The organism is Bartonella gliris (assembly GCF_045277155.1).
Lineage (GTDB): Bacteria > Pseudomonadota > Alphaproteobacteria > Rhizobiales > Rhizobiaceae > Bartonella > Bartonella gliris.
The window spans coordinates 1,645,024-1,664,717 of the sequence record NZ_CP123962.1; the positions used below are offsets into that span (position 1 = coordinate 1,645,024).

At 42.1% G+C, this 19,694-nt stretch carries 17 protein-coding genes; 16 read left to right on the top strand and 1 reads right to left on the bottom strand.

All coding sequences use genetic code 11. The features are described from left to right. Window positions 1-232 precede the first annotated feature (232 nt). The 16 genes from QHG54_RS07395 to QHG54_RS07470 all read left to right on the top strand — a co-directional run bounded on the left by QHG54_RS07395 (window position 233) and on the right by QHG54_RS07470 (window position 18,920). The gene (locus tag QHG54_RS07395) at window positions 233-1,558 is read left to right on the top strand and encodes a phage terminase large subunit (protein ID WP_317993760.1); all 1,326 of its coding nucleotides are present in this window, start codon (window positions 233-235) and stop codon (window positions 1,556-1,558) included. After that, window positions 1,558-3,378, top strand: coding sequence for a portal protein (locus tag QHG54_RS07400; RefSeq protein WP_406604112.1), 1,821 nt, complete (start codon window positions 1,558-1,560; stop codon window positions 3,376-3,378). Before QHG54_RS07395 ends, QHG54_RS07400 begins: the two co-directional genes overlap by 1 nt. A gap of 60 nt (window positions 3,379-3,438) precedes the next feature. Next, entirely contained in the window at window positions 3,439-4,233 is a 795-nt protein-coding gene (locus QHG54_RS07405; protein WP_317993758.1) for a hypothetical protein, read from the top strand. A 259-nt stretch (window positions 4,234-4,492) separates the two neighbouring features. Beyond that, complete coding sequence (locus QHG54_RS07410) at window positions 4,493-5,611, top strand: N4-gp56 family major capsid protein (RefSeq protein WP_317993757.1); 1,119 nt, start codon at window positions 4,493-4,495, stop codon at window positions 5,609-5,611. 236 nt (window positions 5,612-5,847) lie between these two features. After that, complete coding sequence (locus QHG54_RS07415) at window positions 5,848-6,543, top strand: hypothetical protein (protein WP_317993756.1); 696 nt, start codon at window positions 5,848-5,850, stop codon at window positions 6,541-6,543. A gap of 280 nt (window positions 6,544-6,823) precedes the next feature. Then, complete coding sequence (locus tag QHG54_RS07420) at window positions 6,824-8,287, top strand: hypothetical protein (RefSeq protein WP_317993755.1); 1,464 nt, start codon at window positions 6,824-6,826, stop codon at window positions 8,285-8,287. Between the two features lie 489 nt (window positions 8,288-8,776). Further along, the gene (locus QHG54_RS07425; RefSeq protein ID WP_317993754.1) at window positions 8,777-8,995 is read left to right on the top strand and encodes a hypothetical protein; all 219 of its coding nucleotides are present in this window, start codon (window positions 8,777-8,779) and stop codon (window positions 8,993-8,995) included. A 136-nt stretch (window positions 8,996-9,131) separates the two neighbouring features. Next, on the top strand, window positions 9,132-9,590 hold the full coding sequence (locus QHG54_RS07430; protein ID WP_317994074.1) for a hypothetical protein: 459 nt from the start codon (window positions 9,132-9,134) through the stop codon (window positions 9,588-9,590). Next, the gene (locus tag QHG54_RS07435) at window positions 9,587-10,711 is read left to right on the top strand and encodes a tail fiber domain-containing protein (protein ID WP_317993753.1); all 1,125 of its coding nucleotides are present in this window, start codon (window positions 9,587-9,589) and stop codon (window positions 10,709-10,711) included. The genes QHG54_RS07430 and QHG54_RS07435 overlap by 4 nt, the downstream gene beginning before the upstream one ends. Beyond that, a complete protein-coding gene (locus tag QHG54_RS07440) occupies window positions 10,708-11,682 on the top strand; it encodes a tail fiber protein (RefSeq protein WP_317993752.1) in 975 nt (324 codons plus the stop codon). The genes QHG54_RS07435 and QHG54_RS07440 overlap by 4 nt, the downstream gene beginning before the upstream one ends. Window positions 11,683-11,931: 249 nt before the next feature. Beyond that, window positions 11,932-12,342 carry a hypothetical protein gene (locus tag QHG54_RS07445; protein ID WP_317993751.1) on the top strand — a complete coding sequence of 137 codons (411 nt, stop codon included), beginning with the start codon at window positions 11,932-11,934 and terminating at the stop codon, window positions 12,340-12,342. Between the two features lie 30 nt (window positions 12,343-12,372). Beyond that, window positions 12,373-13,035, top strand: coding sequence for a glycoside hydrolase family protein (locus tag QHG54_RS07450; RefSeq protein ID WP_317993750.1), 663 nt, complete (start codon window positions 12,373-12,375; stop codon window positions 13,033-13,035). Between the two features lie 678 nt (window positions 13,036-13,713). After that, window positions 13,714-14,748, top strand: coding sequence for a DUF3472 domain-containing protein (locus tag QHG54_RS07455; RefSeq protein ID WP_317993749.1), 1,035 nt, complete (start codon window positions 13,714-13,716; stop codon window positions 14,746-14,748). Window positions 14,749-16,267: 1,519 nt separating this feature from the next. Beyond that, window positions 16,268-16,711, top strand: a complete 444-nt coding sequence (locus tag QHG54_RS07460) for a hypothetical protein (RefSeq protein ID WP_317993748.1) — start codon at window positions 16,268-16,270, stop codon at window positions 16,709-16,711. A gap of 235 nt (window positions 16,712-16,946) precedes the next feature. Beyond that, window positions 16,947-17,159 (top strand): hypothetical protein, encoded by a 213-nt coding sequence (locus QHG54_RS07465; protein WP_406604113.1) that lies wholly within the window; start codon window positions 16,947-16,949, stop codon window positions 17,157-17,159. A gap of 1,005 nt (window positions 17,160-18,164) precedes the next feature. Next, on the top strand, window positions 18,165-18,920 hold the full coding sequence (locus tag QHG54_RS07470) for a DUF4167 domain-containing protein (protein WP_406604114.1): 756 nt from the start codon (window positions 18,165-18,167) through the stop codon (window positions 18,918-18,920). A gap of 315 nt (window positions 18,921-19,235) precedes the next feature. Here QHG54_RS07470 and QHG54_RS07475 read toward each other — a convergent pair whose 3' ends face one another. Beyond that, window positions 19,236-19,685 carry a hypothetical protein gene (locus QHG54_RS07475; RefSeq protein ID WP_317993746.1) on the bottom strand — a complete coding sequence of 150 codons (450 nt, stop codon included), beginning with the start codon at window positions 19,683-19,685 and terminating at the stop codon, window positions 19,236-19,238. Window positions 19,686-19,694 lie beyond the last annotated feature (9 nt).

Consider the following 19,694-nt stretch of genomic DNA (forward strand, 5'->3'; position numbering starts at 1 on the left):
ACTTCATGTTTTGAGATTGCACTAGTGATTTTAAAGGATATGAAGTCTGAGCGGATAGGGGGCTTAAGTGGTGTGGAGCTTGAGGGGGGTGTATTGCTTTGAAGGAATGTGGAGCTTTAAGGGGGGTATCCCTAGGGGGGAAGAGCTTGAGGAGCTTGCTTTTTGACGGATGTGGTATTGGGCGGCGTGATGGCTGGAGGGGCTGGTTAAGGATGGGAGTGTTTGAGGATTTATGACAACGGCTCAAATTGCTCTTATTCCAAAGCTACTTCCTGTTTTTGCTGGAAAAGCTGATGTGCGTGCCGCTTGGGGAGGGCGGGGTTCTGGAAAAACACGCTCTTTTGCTCTCATGTCTGCTGTGATTGGATATCGGCATGGAAAGGCTGGAGAACGCGGTATTATTCTCTGTGCAAGACAGTTTCAAAATTCACTCAATGAAAGTTCATTAGAAGAAATTAAACGTGCCATTGAAGCTTATCCTTTTCTACAGGATTATTATGAAGTCGGCGATAAGTATATTAAGTCAAAAGATGGGCGTATCATTTATGTTTTTGCGGGGCTGGATCGTAATATCGCAAGTATTAAATCGATGGGGCGGGTTTTTCTCTGCTGGGTTGATGAAGCGGAGCCAGTGACTGAGACTGCTTGGCAAACGCTTATTCCAACATTGCGCGAAGAAGGAAAAGATTGGAATGCTGAATTATGGGTGACATGGAACCCTTGTCGAGAAAATGCGCCCGTTGAAAAACGATTCCGAAATGTTGATGATCCCAATATCAAAGGTGCTGAGATCAATTGGCGCGATAATCCTCAATTTCCTGAAAAACTCAATCGAGATCGTAAGGCGGATTTAGCACAAAGACCCGAACAGTATAATCATATTTGGGAAGGAGAATATCTACAAGCTGTTCAAGGCGCTTATTACCAAAAAGCACTCTTGCAAGCAGAGCAGGAGGGGCGCATTACCACTGTTCCACGTGATCCGCTGATGCAGGTCAAAATCTTTTGGGATATCGGTGGAACAGGCGCAAAGGCCGATGCAACGGCTTTGTGGGTGGCACAATTTGTTGGGCGGGAAATCCGCGTCCTTGATTACTATGAAGCACAGGGACAGCCTCTCTCAGAGCATGTGGGGTGGGTGTTTCAAAGGGGATATGATAAGGCGCTTATGGTCTTGCCCCATGATGGGGCGACAAAAGATCGTGTTTATAATGTCAGTTTTGAAAGTGCTCTCCAACAGGCTGGGTTTCAAACCAAGGTGATTCCTAATCAAGGGCTGGGGGCAGTTAAAATGCGTATTGAAGCCGTCAGACGTTTGTTTCCTGCCATATGGTTTAATCGCGATACCACACAAGCTGGACGAAAAGCGCTGGCTTGGTATCACGAAAAACGGGATGAACAACGTAATATTGGATTAGGCGCCGAACATGATTGGGCAAGCCATGGCGCTGATAGTTTTGGTCTCATGTGTGTGGCTTATGAACAGCCCAATGTTCGTCCCCGAAAAAATACCTATCGTTCTTTTCACCATTCTCAAACATCATGGATGGCTTTTTAATGAATATTTCTACCAATTCTTTTGATTCTTTAGAGCCGCTTGAATATCAGGCACTCTTTAAAAAACTCGTTGGCTGGTATCAGGATGATATTACCCATGTTGAACAATGGCGAAAAAATGCCCAAGAAGACTATGATTTTTACAATGGACGGCAGTGGAATGAGCAAGATCTTGCCGTGTTGCGAGAACAAAATAGACCGGTTATGACATTTAACCGTATTGCACCTTTGATTAATGCTGTGATTGGGGCGGAGCGCAATAATAAACGACAAGTGCAATTTATTCCACGCCAAGAAGGTGCTGCTTTTGCCAATGAAATCTTAACCGGAGCGGCTGAGTGGTTTCGTGATGAGGCGGATGGTGAGTATGAAGATTCCGATGCTTTTCAAGATGCCATTATTTGCGGAATGGGGTGGACAGATACACGCCTTGACTATGAAGAAGATCCGCAGGGTAAACCGGTCATTGCGCGATTAGATCCAATGAAAATGGTCTGGGATGCAAGTGCTGTGAAGCCTAATCTCATTGATGCGCAGCATGTTTGGTATATTGATGAAAAACCCCTAGCGGTTGCTAAAGAAATGTTTCCTCATGTTCATTGGAGCGATCTTCATGCGGATTGGGTTAAAAATTATAGCGTTTTGCATCACATGAGCAATAGCGATACGCAAAGCTATGGCGAGGATGAGGGGCGCAGTTTTCAGAGCCCTAAAATGGTCACGCTGGCCGAATGCCGCTGGTTCGAACGCGAGGTTGTTTATAGGGTGCTTGATCCGCTTACTGGAAAGTTTACCGATTATTCCGAGCTTGAGTTTCAAAGCTTATGGAAAGAGTATCCTAACATCCAAGCAACGAGATCGACCAGAAAAATTGTTAAACGCGCCTTTTTGGGAAAAAAATTGCTTGATGTTCCTGATAAGCCCTTGGTGCCGCCTCATCAATTGGGGTGGGAGTGTATTACTGGCACTTTTGATAAGCTCAGTCGACAGTTTTATGGCATTGTTAAACCAACAAAAGATCCGCAACGATGGGCGAATAAATATTTTAGTCAAGTCATGCATTTGCTCAATAGTCAGTCAAAAGGCGGAATCATGGCGGAACGGGATGCTTTTGATGATGACCGGCAAGCTGTGGAAAGTTGGGCAAGAGCTGATAGTATTACTTGGTTGAAAAGTGGTGCGGTTTCTGGGGGAAGAATCCAGCCTAAACCCGTGGCACAATTCCCGCAAGGCTTTTTCCAATTGTTTAATGAGGCAAAGAGCGCAATCGAACAGGTGACGGGCTTGTCTTCTGAATTTGTGGGGACACGGGCGGTAAACCAACCAGGGATTTTAGAACAACAACGTCGCCAATCTTCACTCAATTTGTTGGCTTCCTTTTTTGATGGTTTGCGTCGATATCGGCAACGACAGGGAAAAATTATTCTCTATCTTATTCAAAATTATCTCTCCGATGGGCGATTGGTGCGCATTGCTGGTGACGAAAATGCTCAGTATGTGCCACTCACACGGGAAATGGTGACCAGTTTGGAATATGATATTGTCGTCGATGATGCACCAACAAGTCTTAATGAAAAAGAGCGGACATTTGCACTCATTATGCAATTGTTGCCTTTGATGCAGAATTTTACAACGCCAGAGATTATGCTTGATCTCTTGCGCTATTCGCCTTTGCCTGCATCACTCATTCACAAAATTGCACTGAAAGCGCAAAAGCAGAGTGCTCTTGAGGAGGAGCAAAATGCTTTCCAACAGAGTGGTGATGCTGGAGCAGAGCAGATGATGCAGTCTATTTTGCAGATGGCAAATATGCAGAAATAAGCTCTTTCATTTGAAGAAAACATAAATCTTATTGTTCGAAACAGAGAGGGCCAAAACAGTATGGATCAAGAACACTTAACGCCAGCAGAACAAAACCAATTGAGACAGGATTTTCTTTCCACAACCGAAGTGAAAGAAAACACTGAAATTGCAGATGGAGAAAGGGAAAAAACGCTTGAAGGCCATTTTGAAGGGCACCAGCAAGGATATCAACAGCAGGGCGCACAACAGGGAGCGTTACAAGGTGTTCAAGGAATGGACGGGGGGGATGCACCGCCAGATCCGCAAAAAGACTTCATGGGGTATATGCAATGGTTGGGAAAAACACTCCATCAACAGGGATTGTTGCATGCCAAACAACAACACACTTCGGTTGTTCCTGAAGCAGAACAGTTGTATTCTTTTTATCAGCAATCTGTGAGTACTGTTAAACAAAAGCATCATGACTTTGATCAAGCGGCTGATTTTATTTATGAGACGCGTGCTAAACAATTGGCTGCTTGTGCTGCCCTCTATCCAGAAATGGCTGATCCCAAAGTCATTGATGAAGTGATTGGTAATGAATTGAAGCAGATCTTACGTGATTGTGCGCAAAAAAATCAAAACCCTGCCGAAGTGATCTACAATATTGCGCAAAAAATTGGCTATAAAAATCTCCAGAGTAACACTGTGGAAAATTTGCAAGACAGGCATCATTCAGCACGGACACTGGCGGCCTCTAACGGTTTGACTCCAAGTGGTCCCATTTCTTTAGATATGCTTGATAAAATGTCTGAGGCAGAATTTAGCATCTGGGTTAATGATCCCAAAAACAAAGCTGCTTTTAACCGTTTAATGGGCGGAGGTGACCTCTAAAACAGGCATGCGTTGGGGGGGAATTCTTAAAGTGGAATATGGCGGAAATTTCTTCAAGTGCAAGCATGGGGGGTGACCTTTCAAGGGGGAATGTGTGTGTGGGGAATCTCAAAGAGAATTTCTGGGGGGGGGAGGCAAAAGCTAGCAATAAACAGAAGTCGCAATAACCAATCCATCGTCTGCAAAATGAAGAGATGTGGAGTATCAATAACCGGCGCTTTGCCGGGTTTTTTATATCAATAATCGTTAAGAGGATAAAATGACCGTAACTTATGTCGGACTTAATGACCCAATGGCTGTGCGCACATGGTCTAAATTACTGAACCAAGAAGTTTCAAAAGCAATTCCTATTGCTCCGTTGATTGGAAGCGATTCCAACAGTATCGTACAATTAAAAGACGAAACCAATAAAGCAAGTGGGGATGCTATTAGCTTTGGCTTGCGTGTGCAGTTGCTTGGTGATGGGGTGAGTGAAGGGCAGGCACTCGAAGGCAATGAAGAAGCCCTGCAATTTCTCAATGATCGCTTGGCAATTAACGAACTCGTTCATGCTGTGCGTGTCAAAAATGAAGGCACTATTGATCAGCAACGCGTTCTCCATGATTTGCGTACCGAAGCCAAAAATGGCTTGGTCGATTGGTATGCTGATCGTCTGAGTATGATGTTCTTTATTCAAGTGTGTGGCTATACCGCAAAAGCCATTAACTTTGAAGGACGTACTATTACCCTTAAACCCGTTCATTACGGATTTAATGCACCAACCGCACCAACCGATAAACGTGTCGTGCGCCCCAATGGGAAAACAAAAGATGAGGATTTAAAAGAAAGTGATGTTTTTAATCTCAAGCTCATCGATAAGGCTGTCGAACGTGCTAAATTGGCAAATCCCAAAATTAGACCCGTGCGTATTGAGGGCGAAAATGTCTATGTGCTTTATCTTCATCCAACACAAGTGACGCAATTGCGAACCAATACAGATGCTGGGCAGTGGCTTGATATTACGAAGGCAATCTATAGTGGAAGCCGTATCAAAAACCCTCTCTATGATGGATCGCTTGGTATGTATAATGGGGTGGTCTTGCGTGAAGCGGAACATGTCACTGAAGGTGTCGAGTCAGGCACAACGCAAAAGGCTGTGCCAAATGTGCGCCGTGCTGTTCTGCTTGGAGCACAAAGTGCTGTCATTGCTTTTGGTAAAGACCGTGGGGCTACACGCTATAAATTGGTCGAAGAGCTGTTCGATTATGAACGCGAGTTCGGTGTGGCGGCTAAAACCATTATCGGTATGAAAAAAACTTGCTATAATTTACCAGGAAGTACGCAAGGGGCACAGGATTTCGCTACAATCGTCATCCCAACTTATGGAGCACCTGCTTAAAGGGCTTTCTTCTGAAAGCTTGCAAATTCTTCTCTCCTCAGCAGAACACTTTCCTTGGGGGGAGAAATCTCTCTCGCGTCTAGGGGAAAGGGTTGCGCTATACGCGTAATCTGAACTTCTGGTGCGCCTACCTTAACAGCGCTGTTTGAAGGTTTGTACACTCTCTCCTCAGCAGAATATTCTGCTGGGGGAGCGAGAGCTAAAATGCCTCACACGCAAAAGGATTATCACTGCTCATGACTGTTTTGCCTACCGATACCAATCATCATGATTTTACAGATTTAGACCGTTATAAAACTTTTGATCATATGGTTACGCTTATTCAAGATGAAATTGACGATACAACAGCGGAATATTCTGCTCAAATTCAAGATTCCATTTTTACCGCTTTGCGTTTGTGTGAACGAGAACCTTTCTTCTTTAATGAAAAAAGAGTGGTGACATTTAAAACAAAACCAAGAAAAACATGGTATGGACAAGAGGATGGCTTTTTTCGTCAACCGGACATGGTGCTCGAATCGGTGTTTTTAGGAACATATCTTCCAACACAAACACAATTGTTCTTTAAAACCTCTGAGGCGTTGCAAAAACAATATGGAGAAAAACCTCCTTTAGCAACTCCGCTCTTTTATACTTGTGCTGATCAGACAATAGGACTCTTCCCAACGCCTCCAAATGTAGAGACTGTGCGTCTTTCTTATGCGCGCATGCATTTTAGAGAGGGAATGGGCACGCAAGAGGATAATCCTTGGTTCATTCATGCATTTGATCTTGTTAAAGCGCGTGCAAAATACGAGCTCTATAAAAATATTCTCAAAGATCCTGAATATGCTGCTGTTTCTTTCAACGATTTTCAAGAACAGCTCCAAGTTTTGCATACCCAAACATCACGTCAAACAGGAGCTTCAAATATTCTGCCTATGAGGTTTTAAAGGGCTTTTTTCTCAATCTGTGGTGTGTGGCGGTGGTGTGTGGTGTTGTCGATATTCATGGCATTGTTATTGATGAACTTATCAGTTTTTTGCCTGAGGATATGTTTTTACATCCTATAGCGCTTTGAGCTTTACATCCTTTTCAGGGTTTTGTCCTGATCTCATTTGGTGGCGCTTGCTGTTTAGGCGCTCTTGTTTTTTTTGACAATAAAACAAACTTTGGCGATTTGAAAAAGCGCGTGGAGAAGGCTTTTCAAATATGCTTCTAATGGGGTTTTAAATGACTTTTTTTCCAGTTGCGGATTATCGGCCTGATGTTGCTGACATCAATGGACTCTTTACCGATGAGCTTGTGAATGTGTTGCCGGCTGATGGGTCTTATATTCCTATGCCAAGCTTTACTCCTTTGACAGCGCCTTGTCCTGCTCCTATTTTGGGCGCAATTGCTGTTAAAACAAAATCCGGTGTGTCCATTCTTGCTGGAACAGGAAAAAAAATCTACCTTCTCAACAATATATCACTGCAGTGGGAGGATATTAGCCGAAAAGGAAAAAACTATCTTGCTAATGTTGATGCTCCTTGGTCTTTCGCTTTGTTTGGCGATTATGTCATTGCTGTCAACGCGAATGATAAGCCGCAAGTGATCGATATTAATCATGATAAAAGATTTAGAAACTTAGGGGGAAATCCTCCACAGGCTGGAATCGTCCGCGTGTGGGGCGATTTTGTCTGTTTGATGAAATTAACAGAGCATCCGCGCCGCGTCCATTGGTCGGGGTTGAATGATGCAGAATTCTGGACTGTTGGGAAAAAAAGCTGCGATTATCAAGATTTTCCCGATGGCGGATTCGTGCAAGGAGCAACGGAAACAACAAATCCCATCATCTTTATGCGTTCTGCTATCTATGCGGGCTCCTTTATTCCTGGCTCCAAGATTATCTTCAGTTTCCAAAAAATACACGATAAACGTGGTGTAAAAAACGCTGATTCTATCATTTGTCGTGGGGATTTTGCTTTTTTTGCTGATGAAGGCGGATTTTATCAGATCACCCATGAGGGACAGATCATCCCCATTGGTTTCGAAAAAGTGGATCGAACGATAACGACAACAAGCGATTATAACAACTTAATCAATCTGTCTGCTGCTATCGATGGTGTTTATAATCGCGTTTATTGGATGGTCAATGCCGGTGATAAACCACAAGAACGTATTTTGCTTATTTATGATTGGGGATTGCAAAAATGGACAAAAGCGTCTGTGCACATCAAAATAATCCTGCCTATTTTTTTAGCAGGGACCACTTTGGAAGGACTTGATCAAGTCTCACACAGCATTGATGGGTTGTCTTTTTCTCTCGACAGTAAGGTTTGGCAAAATGAATCTCCTGTGCTTGGGGCGTTTGATCATCAAGGGAGGCTTGGCGCGTTTTCTGGGCAACCGATGGCTTGTGTGGTGACATCGCAAGAAATGGGGCAGACAAATGGTATGATGACGCGGGTGAAAAATATTATGCCTCAGGTCAATAGTGGAGAGTTCTATTTGTCTGTGGGAATGCGTTTGCGTCAATCACTTGAAGAGAAAACTGTGTGGTTGCCGGAAAAGAAACCTTCTCACAATACGGGGCAAATTCATTCTCGTGCTAGAGCGCGGTTTTATCGCTTTAAATTACGCATCCCTGAGGGAGTCAATTGGTCGCATGTGACAGGATTTGATGTTGAGTTGAAGTCTGCCGGCATGCGGTAAGCATGCCTTAGCATAACAAAAAAGCATGCGGTGAGCATGCTTTAGCATAACAAAAAAGCATGCGGTAGGCATGCCTTAGCATAACAAAAAAGCATGTGGTAAGCTATGCATTAGTATAAAAAAGCATGTGGTGAGCTATGCCTTAGTATAATGAAAGAGTATGCGGTGAGAGCATGTGTCAAAGCGGGAGTATGGCGGAACTCTCTTCAAGCGCAAGTATGGTGGAGACCTTTCAAGGGGGAATGTGTGTGTGGAACTCTCAAAAGGAATGTCTAGGGAGGAATGTCTCGGGGGAATTTCTGGAGGGACTGTTTCAAGCAGGCATGTGGTGAGCCATGCTGAGCTGTAATAAATGATTGCAGATATTTCTTATGCTCGCTGGTTGCCAACTTATTGAAATGCGCAAGACGTCAATATGATCCGTACAAATTTTATCAAGAGGCATCTTAAAACACGAAAAACAAGGTGAATGCTGGTGTAAATGAAAACATGGTCAGAAAAAAAACGGAAAAACAGACACAGCTTACGGAAGCAGAAAAAGAAATGCTGCAAGAAATCATCATTACTTACAAAAGTGTGAAAATAATGTCTCGTTTTATGAAATGGATTTTGTTTATCATCTTTATATTCATTCTTGATTTTGCACGTCTCATGGATGCGATAGATAATATCTTCGCACATATGAAGCAGTGGTTCTCAAAAAATTGAAAGGCTTGTGAATTCCATTTTTCTTGTGTTCTTGCGGGGGGTAGCAATTGCCAAATTGTCATGACAAAAAATGCATTAAGCATGCCCAAAATCTGGTCATATGGTTCATTGCCAAGAAGCTGAAAGAGCCAAAATGATGACACAGCAACAAGACAGCCAAAACCTTTATTCTGCTCACCTCACTGATCAATGGTCGTGGGAAAAAATAGCGCCCTATCAAGAGGACATAAATGCTGCACTGAAAAAATATGCACAGCGATTTCCCGATGATGTGTATTTGCCAACAATTGCTGAAGAAATCACTACCGGGCAAGCACAATTGTGGCTGATCTTAAAAAATGAAACCCAATTTAGTGCCTTCGCGATTACAAAAATTGAAATAACCCATACGGGAAAAAAACGCGTTGTCCTTTCTGACCTTGCTGGAGAGGGAGGGCTGAAATTGGTCAAATTGATTGAGAAGGTTGAAGAGTGGGCGCGGTCAATCAACGCTGAGGAAATGCTGACACTTGGAAGGTCTGGATGGGCTAAAATGCTTACGCATCACGGATACTCACTTAATCTTATTCATTATAGAAAGGTTCTGATCTCATGAGAAGAAAAACAACACCCCAAGTGCAAACAACAACACAAACAAATGCACCACCCGCATGGGCGGAAGATATCCTTAAAAAAGCGAGTGCGCAAGCACTCGATCTTTATAATAAAGGCATAGGTGGTAATGTTTATCAAGGAGAGCGCGTTGCTGGTCTTGGCAATATGACACAAAATGCTCTTAGTGGTTTGGAAAAGGCTGCTGATCAGTACAACAATCCAGCTCTTACACAGTGGTTTAATGGTCCAACGCAAAGTGCCAATAATCTCTTTAATATGGCAAAGGGAAACTGGATTGGAAACAATAGTCACTTTAATGCGGCGTTGCAAAATGCGCTGAGTAAAACCTCTGATGCGATTAATCAATCGATGTCGGGGGCGGGGCGCTATGGCTCTGGTGCGCACACTGGGGTGCTCGCCGATGAATTGGGGGCATTGGCAACAAATGCGACCGCACAGCAGTATAATCAAGATGTCAAAAATATGATGAACGCCAACCAGATGATTGATCGTTCATTGGTTGATCAGATCAATGCTGCTAACAGTTACTTTCAAGGGCAAAGCAATGCGCAAAGCAATGCTTTAAAAGGTGGGATGATCCAAGATGCAAACCGCCAAAATGTGTTGGATGCGCAACGGCAAAAATGGACTGAACAGGATAATCAAGGGTGGAACCGGTTGGCACAGTTGCTTCAAATGGGAACACAAGCCGCCGGAAATTACGGTACCAAATCAGGACAGACTACAACAATGCCTTCCATCACAAAAGATCCGTTACGTGATGCAAAACAAGTGCTTGGATTGGTGGGGGGACTTTTTGGGCTTTCTGATGTGAGGGCTAAAGAAAATATTGTCCCTGTGGGGGGGAAAAAGGGCTATCCGCTTTATCTGTTTAATTATAAAGGGCACCCTCAACGCTATCGCGGTGTTCTTGCCCAAGATGTGCTGCGTTTGAAGCCTGATGCTGTTTATATGAATATGAAAACAAAGTTCTTGCATGTTGATTATGACAAAATTGGCTTGCAAATGGAGAAAATCACAGCGCCTAAAAAGAAAATTGCTTCCTTCTTTTCTTCTTTATTTGCTCGTCTTCACTTTTTGCAAAAAGGATATATTCTATGAGTTCGATTTATGATTGGTCACTCATGGCTTCTGAGAATGCCTATGCCGATGACATGATAAACTGGGCAGAGGGGCAACCCCCAAGTTCAGTGAATGATAGTGCTCGTGCGATGATGCAACGCATCAAAGAATATTTGTTAGATAATGGTGGGGTGACTGAGACACAGTTTACCGTCAGGGAGTATGACAATACGACATCCATTCGTTTGACCACAAAGTCTCTTGTTACGTCTTATATGAATGGTATTGTTGTGCGGTTTAAAGCACAAGGGGTGAATAAAGGGAAAACAACTGTGGCGTTAAATCAATTAACGGCATTGCCCGTTTATAAGGCAACCGCAGATGGGATAGAGCCTTTAAGAGGTGGAGAAGTTCAAAGTGGTGGCCTTTATGAGCTTGTCTATTCTTCTGACATTGCTGGAAAAAATCTAGACGGTTGGTTTTTAACCAATCCGACCATAAAATTTCCTGAAAGTTTTCCAGCGGGCTTTATTGCTACCTTTGCCATGGAAAAAATGCCTGAAGGTTGGCTTTTGTGTGATGGTAAAGCCTATTCGCGAAAGGACTATGCAAACCTCTTTGCAGCAATTGGTGAAACATGGGGAAGAGGAAATTTCTACTCAACATTTAATGTGCCCGATTTGCGTGGAATGTTTTTGCGGGGGCTGGATAGTGGAAACAAGATTGATAAAGGGCGTGTGTTAGGAAGCAGGCAAGAAGATTCCTTTAAAGCGCATACGCATGAGGGAAAAACAGATTCATCAGGTGCACATCAGCATCATATGCCCGGGATGCAATATGATTTGGCACGCCTTTATTCAGGACAAGCGAAGGTGATGTTCTATAATACTTCGATAGAGTCTCCGACAAATTTTGCTGGGGCGCACACGCACAAACTTTCCTTGGAGAAAACAGGTGGTGGTGAAACACGTCCTGTCAATGTCGCCGTTGTTTATGCTATTAAAACGTGAAAACTGAAGCCTTCTCTATCGCGAAAAATTGCTTGAAACGCTGTTGAATCACATGCGTCAAGACATTGTGTGCTTTGGGTATGCTGGGTATGCTTGGGGTGTGCTGTTTGCTGGCACCTTTTCGTTAATTTCAAATCTCTTCCATGTTTAAACTTCTTGATGCGTATGCGCTTAAACGCGTGTTGGTGCAAACGCGTCAAACCAGCTGATGTTGCTTGCTTTTTCTTTATAACCAAATGAGGTCATACAATGGCACTTTTTCCATTTTCTATCTCTGACATTGAGGATCCGGAATGTATTCGCGTGGTGCTTTATGCAAGCGGAAGAATGGGGCATGCTCCTTTGAATGCTCTGTTGAATCAAGTGCGTCAAGAGATCGAGCGTTTTGATACAACACAAAGCAAAAATATCACACAACTGACACAGCGTGTGGAGGCTTTGGAACAAAAATTGCAAACGACTTTGCAAGATTCTACGAATGCCAAACAGCAACAGCAGAGCTCACACATTACAAGTTCAAACATTCTAAGTGGTAAGGCAGATGGCACATTCGTCATTGGCAGCGCTGACATAGAGGTTCATGTCCCAGAATCTTTAAAAATTGAAAGCAGCGATCCAAGAAAACATCGTCACCATTCATTGTTTGACATGATCTTTTAAAGCCTAAAAGGCGCGAGGAGTTTTTAAAAAATGCGAAAAATTTCAAAAGAGGGGTTGGCTCTCATTAAACAATGGGAGGGGCTCCGGTTGCAAGCTTATCAAGATGCTAGGGGGGTGTGGACAATTGGTTATGGCCATACCGCACAAGCAGGGGAGCCTGTTGTCGAGAAAGGAATGCAGATTACTGCTGCTGAGGCCGAAGATCTCTTGCAAAAAGATCTCGCACAATTTGAGCAAACGGTGGAACAGAGGGTTGATCGGTCTTTAACCAATGAACAGTTTGCTGCTCTTGTGTCTTTTTGCTATAATGTAGGAACGGAAGCTTTTGGTAATTCTACGCTGTTAAAAAAGCTCAATAAAGGTGAGTATGAGGCTGTGCCGGCTGAGTTGCAAAAATGGACCAAAGCGGGCGGAAAACGCTTACAGGGGCTTGTCCATCGGCGGGCGGCAGAAGCAGGTTTATGGGCTAAAGGCGCTTATGTTTCTTCCAATTATCAAGAAGTGGAGCCACCCCAAAAGCCCTTTTGGCAAAATATCGAAGTTTTGACGCCAATCATTGGCTCTTTTTCAGGGTTAACAGGAATTTTAACCGGACAGGGGCCTATACAATGGGCGTTAGCCGTGGTGATGGTTTTGGCGACAATCGCCGGTATTGGGATGTCTGTCTATCGCATGAGAGAAGAATATCAGTGATTTTTTGCTCTCGTTTGGGCTTGGATTATAGCCTTGCGGTTTGTTGCTGCACTGTGCAGCTTTTTTTATGATCACTCTTTTGAGCGCAATAAAACTTTGGTTTAAGCTGTTGCTGCTTTTCATGTCTCTTTTGGCTTTTGGCGTAGTGCTCAATGATTATGCAACTGTCTTGCATGGGAGGGATGATCTCTCCAATGATTGATAAATCAGCACAGTTGATCAGAAGGGAGCTGTTGTTCTTACGTGGGATTTTGGTTTTTGTCCCACTTTGGGTACAAGCGATATTTGGGAAGACCATAGGGGGAAGGAGTCAATACTCTTATCGGTGTTTGTGAATTTCTTCTTTTTTGTCTCCCGTTTTTGTGTGGGGCTGTTCTCTACGTATGCCGGCATGTTTTGGTGCATGGGGAAACGCATTGTTTTTTCTCTTCGCTTTTGTGTCACTCATCTCATCTTAGCTTGGGGGGGGTACAAAGAAAAAAGCAATGTTTGTTGATGTGAGGAGAAATTTTTCTCTTGTTTTGAATGCTATTCCGTTCTTGGGGGGAACTCTTTTTGATGGTTTTGGGCGGGGCACTTGGATGCCCTGTTTTTTGCTGTCTCTTGGTTAAAATCTGTTCCTCAACAGATTTTCTTGGAGCATTTGATTGATGAAAAATAAACTAAAGGAGGTTTTTAATGCATGGTTTATTTAAAAAAATAGTTTTAGGCTCTTTATTCTGTCTTATAAGTCTGCCAAGTTATGCTATTGTTGCAGGGGGGATTGTTTCTATTCAGCACACATGGCCGGCTCATTCAGAATTTAATAAACTCACTTTTTTTCAGCAGATTAATCAGGATGGTGGAGCTCATTCCAGATATTATTGGGCAAATATGTTTTACTTCAATAATGGATCTGGATATGGATCTGGATATATTGGGTTACAAAATAGGGGGCATGGAGTTCACGCTTTTAATTATTCTATCTGGGAAGCAAAGGGGTGGAAAAGTGGTCATTGTGGTTTTTTCAACCATGAGGGTTCTGGAGTACAATGTCAGATTGAGATACCGTGGAAAATAGGGCATCAGTATCAACTCGATGTGATAAAGAAGGGTAATCTCGTGACCGGTATTGTGACAGATCTGATGAATGGGGCTAAAACGACCGTGGGTGTTATTGAAGTGCCAAGTACATTTGGCAAATTCTATGCATCTTCTGGTTTTGTTGAAGAGTATTCTCAAGGGAATGAGCAGCCTTCATCTTGTTTTATGTTGGGGCCACAAAGCTCAACCTTCTCGAAGCCTATCGGTGATGATAGAATCAAAGCAAAGCAATCGACTTATTCTTATGGAAACTGCAACAAACCTTCTGTAGTTCAGACGACTTGTAATGATGATGTTTGTATCAATGCTATAAATAATTTTGGAGGGGGGGCGTCACCTGCTGCTCCTGAAGTCGCTTTTGTGAACGAAAAAGATATCACCGCGCAATCTCTTGCTAAGGCGTTGAAGACACAAGATTTCATCGTTATTCGGTCGCAAAATGGTTCTTGGGCACCCCGTATCTTTTTCCCTTCTCCTCGATCGTTTCAAGGGAAATCAATTTTTGTTGATCATCGAGCCGATTATAATTCATCCATTTATGTTAATGGCAGGGGTATGAGGATCACCAAGGGACAGCAGTTGACTTATATGTCTGATGGGAAATACTGGAAAATTGTAGAAAAACGCTAAAATTTTTGCCGTCTGTTCTTGTATTCCATCAATGGGCTTTCATTGGTGGAGTACAATGTGGACTGAATGCAGCAACATCTGCTGCATTGTTTCTGGGGTTTGTTATTAGGTTACTGGCAAGCCATAACTGAATTTAAATTGATTTCTGTTTTACGTTTTGGTCTGCTTTTCTAAAGTTTATACTTTGTGGATGCAAAAACGAAAATGAGACACGAACGAATTGTAATTTCTATGTGCCAATATGCACGGTGATTTAGCTCTGGTAAATACAATATTGTAGAGTTAATACAATAGAAGTGTTTTTCGCAAAAAAGAGTTGGGAAGATTTCATCTGATTTTGAAATCCGTTTTTTGATTTTAAGCCTGAATGTATGGTGGGTGAGGATACTCCTCTTTATTCTCTCGTGCATTATCCAGCTAAAGAAACCTTTCCATGTTTGTGAGCAGGATACGTTCCTTTGTGCGTTCATGCGTTTATCTCGTGATTTGAAATATTCCCATAGTGCGTCATGCACGCAATACAAACATTCTACTAAAGATGTTCTGTATAAAATTAGGCTCGTCTATGAGGCCGTATGGCACGTTGATCAGTTTGGACATTTAAAGTTGGTATATTCGCTTTTTAAGCGCGATTTTATTCATTTTATTACAAACGGAATCTTGTGCGCTGTTCATTCCTTTTTGTTGTTTTTTTGCAGTGAAGTTATTCTCTGGTGTTTCTTCTCGTAAGTATTGAAATGTTTCAATAAAGTGGATAACTCAATGATCATTTCCTCCAGTTTTTTCCATTGAATGATGTTATCTTCAGGTTCATAACCGAGGAAGGGAGCATTGGTGCTCCTTCATTTTATTTTATATCCCTTGCAAAAGCTCTTCTTTATGATCAAGTGATATTGCTCAGTTTTCCTGTTTTTATGATGATGCGTTTGGAGAAGGCAAAAATCTTTATCTTCTTCAGTTATTTCAAATATGATCTCAAAAAGTTCCCGAATAAAGCATCTCAACTGAATATCATCACCACTAAAAAAATCTCGTTCTTTATTAAAAGCAAAAAAGTAAGAAGGTGATTTGTTCCTGTTGTTTTTGTGTTAGGTTCGTGAGGTGGACAGTGGGGAAGGCAGAGTGCAATCTTTTCTCATCATTGTGAAGCGTGAGAGGAGCACCATAAAGCACGGGTTGCTCTCGTCCGAAAAATGTCGATGGTTCTTTCAACAGTGTGTGTTTGTTTCAATTTTGTTTCAATTAGAAAATCAGTCATATTCCTTGTAGGGGATTTTACATCAACAAAGTCTTATGTTAATGCCTCTATACCCTTTTCATAAACTGAACGCAAAAAGTTTCCTGCGATAGTTTCAAACAACAAAGAGAATAAAAACGTTAATAGTGCAGAGAAAAGGGAGTGTTTTCACACAAGAAGATTGATAGTGTATGGGGGCAACATGTATTGAGTGGACTTCAGGCTTCTATCATCTTTTGCTGTAAGAAGCTTATCTTGGGATAGTTAAAGGATACGGTCTTTATGGAAAAAAGAATCCGCGCGAGGCAAAAAGCATATTTTAAAAAATTATGTCGCAAGATCGCTTTTGTTTGCGTGCTGCTCTTTTGTACGTTGGTTTTTTGTTTTGCTGTTATAAAAATTGTCAGTTATTTTTTTTCTCATAAGCGAATGGTGCAACAAGTTTCTGTTGAATTGACTATTCCAGTTTTTGATCACCGCGTGTATTGCAAGGAAATTGCTGCTTCAGTTATGCCCGATATGAAAAGAGAGGTTTATCAGCACTGTCTTAGTTTAGAAAGTGAAGCCTATTTTGCAATTCGTGAAATGTGGGACACTCTTTCTGATCCTGCAAAGAAAAAATGCATGAAAATGGTACGTCCTGGAGATGGAAACTATTTTCTCTTACGGGATTGTTTTCTCAATGAAAAAGATGGCGGAAAAAGCAAGATGCGCAATCACTTTTAAGCTTTTATACGGGAATTGAAGGGGAGGCGAAATCTGATGAAAAAAGATAAAAGCTGTGCCCTCAAAGAACATTTCATCTTGCAAAAGGAACATCTTATTTTGTAAAGGCAGTGCCTTTTTGAAGTTACGACTTTAAAGTTTATGGTCGACACGCAACAAAAGTTTTCTCCCTTATCTGGCAGTTTGAAAAATATCATCAAGCATGACCCATGCAGGAAGAACAAACAGCTGAACTTTGTTTCTTGCTTTTCATGGTTCTTATCTTGGGAGAGTATTGCTGATTGCTGTTGGCAAGCATATTTGTTTAACAAATTATGTCTCTATAAGCGCCGTTGTTCTTCTTGCTCTTGCTTACGGCTTAAAACTTCGCACTTTGTTTCCAAGGAAGCTTGAATTAACAGATGTAAAAATCCCGCAAAATGTTGTGATACAAACTGAAAGCGAATAAATTTTAATCGATTAAAAGAAGCCCTAGACGTTGTATAAACTAGACGTTGTATAAAAAGGACTAAAAAAATAAGGCAAAACCTTTAAATTTTTTGATCTGTTGGTGTTGGCCATTACAAAAATAAACTCTAAAAAGCAGCGCCGCTTTGTTTAGAGGCTTGTGAAGGGGATGGCATGTTGTTTGTTTCTTTTTCAAAAGCTTCTGGTATTTTATTTCAGACTTGGTTTTTACACTGAATTTGTATCAGTAAGTGAGATAATTCCCTTATAAATTCCTTGGAGCTGAACCAAAAACTACCATTTGGGGCGGCGGCTAGCAAGAAGAGCGGTTTGCTGATGGTCATAGCACTTGAATAATGCTCGATGTTAATCTATCTATGCATAGGAAGAGATCTTTTAGAGCAGTCGTAAATTGTCTTTTGGGATTGTCATTCACAATTTTTCCTTCTCATTTACAATTTTCCTTCTCAAGGGGGGTTGCTTTAGAACAGAAGAGAGGCTATGTTCATATAGGAATCTGTTCGCGCAGTGACCTGTGGGGGTAGTGCTGTTAAGCTTGCCTGCGCGAAGAGGAGGAAATATATCGGCTTTTTTGAGATCGATGATTTTAGGAAAAAGGGAAACGCCTATTTTTTCTGGCAAGGGTTGTTTATTTGCTGGAAAGAGGATTGTATCTGTGTTCTTGTTTTTTATTCTTTTTCCACAAGATGGTTATTTTTTAGTGAAATATGGTCTATTTTAGAAAAAAACACTTGGCATTTTATGTGAACATCACTAGGTTTCTGCTGTTTAGCAGAGAGATAGGGGTTTTTGGGCTTACTGTTCCCCTGCTGTTTTTGTGATTTTCAAAAAATATATGCTTTATCAAATATCAGTAGGTATCATTTAAGTAAAATAAAACGGGGATAGCCTGATAACCGTATTTTGAACACGATCAGTATTATCAAAAAGTAATGCTATAAAAGAAGAGTCATTAAGACATACACACACTCCAAAAGGGATAAAGATGAGGCCACAACAAAATAGACGGGCACGCGGTCGCAATAACAACAACAATGGTAATAACAACAACAATAATCGTCGCGGCCCTAATCCGTTGTCTCGGAATTATGAAAGTAGCGGTCCGGATGTTAAGATTCGCGGAAATGCTCAGCAAATTGCTGATAAATACATAAGTCTTGCGCGTGATGCACAGGGTGCTGGTGATCGCGTTATGTCAGAGAATTATCTACAACATGCTGAACACTACTTGCGTATTATTCTAGCAGCGGCTGGGCAAACGCCCCAATCTGTTCGTCGTGATGAAAATCGCGATGAAAGTAATGAGCAAGAGTACATTGAAACAAACGCTGAAGGTGAAAAAAAAGATACTGTCAGTTGTGACATGGATGCATCACAAACACAGCAACAAAAGAATGGGAATGGTCAACACGTGAAGGCACAAAATGGGTATGCGCGTGATGATGCGTTAGAGGATGGTACTCTATCAGATGAAAAAACTGTCCAAGAGCAATGCGTTTCTGGAGAAAATACAGATCCTGTCAAAAAAACACGTCGACCTTCACGTCGGCGCACTGTGCGTGCCAAAGAAGAATCGTCGTCTGAACTTTCTTTTGGATTTTCACAGACGGCGTCAGAAACTTCCAAGAATGGGGATGGGGCGACAGAGAAGGTTGCTTCTTTGCCTGTATTGGGAGAAGGAATCCAGAGAAAACCACGGCGTCGTCGAGTGGTAACATCTTCGGCAGAGGAAAATGCTTAAGCGAGAGGCTAAGTTTTAAGCACCTGTGAGGATGGTGTCATTTGCGTTAGATTTCAAGAAACGAGATTTGACGAAAAGTTTCAAGAAGCTGATTGTGCAGAGAAAATGTCTTTGTGCTGGGCGATGGGATTTCTGAAGGGCTGTTGTGGGGAAGCGTGCGTTTTGCTTTTTCGCAAAGGGCAAGATTAAAGTTTGCTTTTGATTTTGTTAAGAGCAGGGAAAACTACAGCGTCGCCGAGTGGTAACATACTTGTAGCAGAGAAAAATGCTTAAGCGAGAGGCTGATATTTAGGTGTCTGCAGGGATATTGCTGTCTTAATGGGGATGGGGGGCAGATATTTCTTCCGTTTTTTTCACAGAAAGAACAGCAATAAGTGCGCCTGTATGGTAATTGTAAATCATAAATTTTGTTTGACCGTCTGGCGTTAAGATTTTCAACATAATATTGTGTTCCGAAAGACTTTCCGACAGGATCTGTGTTCCTTCCGGTAAGGAGAGTGTGTGGTGGGCAACTTCTTGATTTTTGCTGTGGGAAGAAAAAAGAGCTGTTTGTTTTGAAGCCGGTCCCGTTGCCATAAGTTTGTATACAATTAAAAAAAGAACTATAAGAATAGAAATGAGCGTTATGACAATAGAAATACTCATGAGACGCATAAGTTTTTTTCTCACGCGTTCTACTGCTGGGTCTAAAGGTTGATCTTGAGGTGGGGCGATTTGCTCTGCGCGATGGTCTTTTGAAGTCTGAATTTGTTTATTATCCATCATGCTGCACTC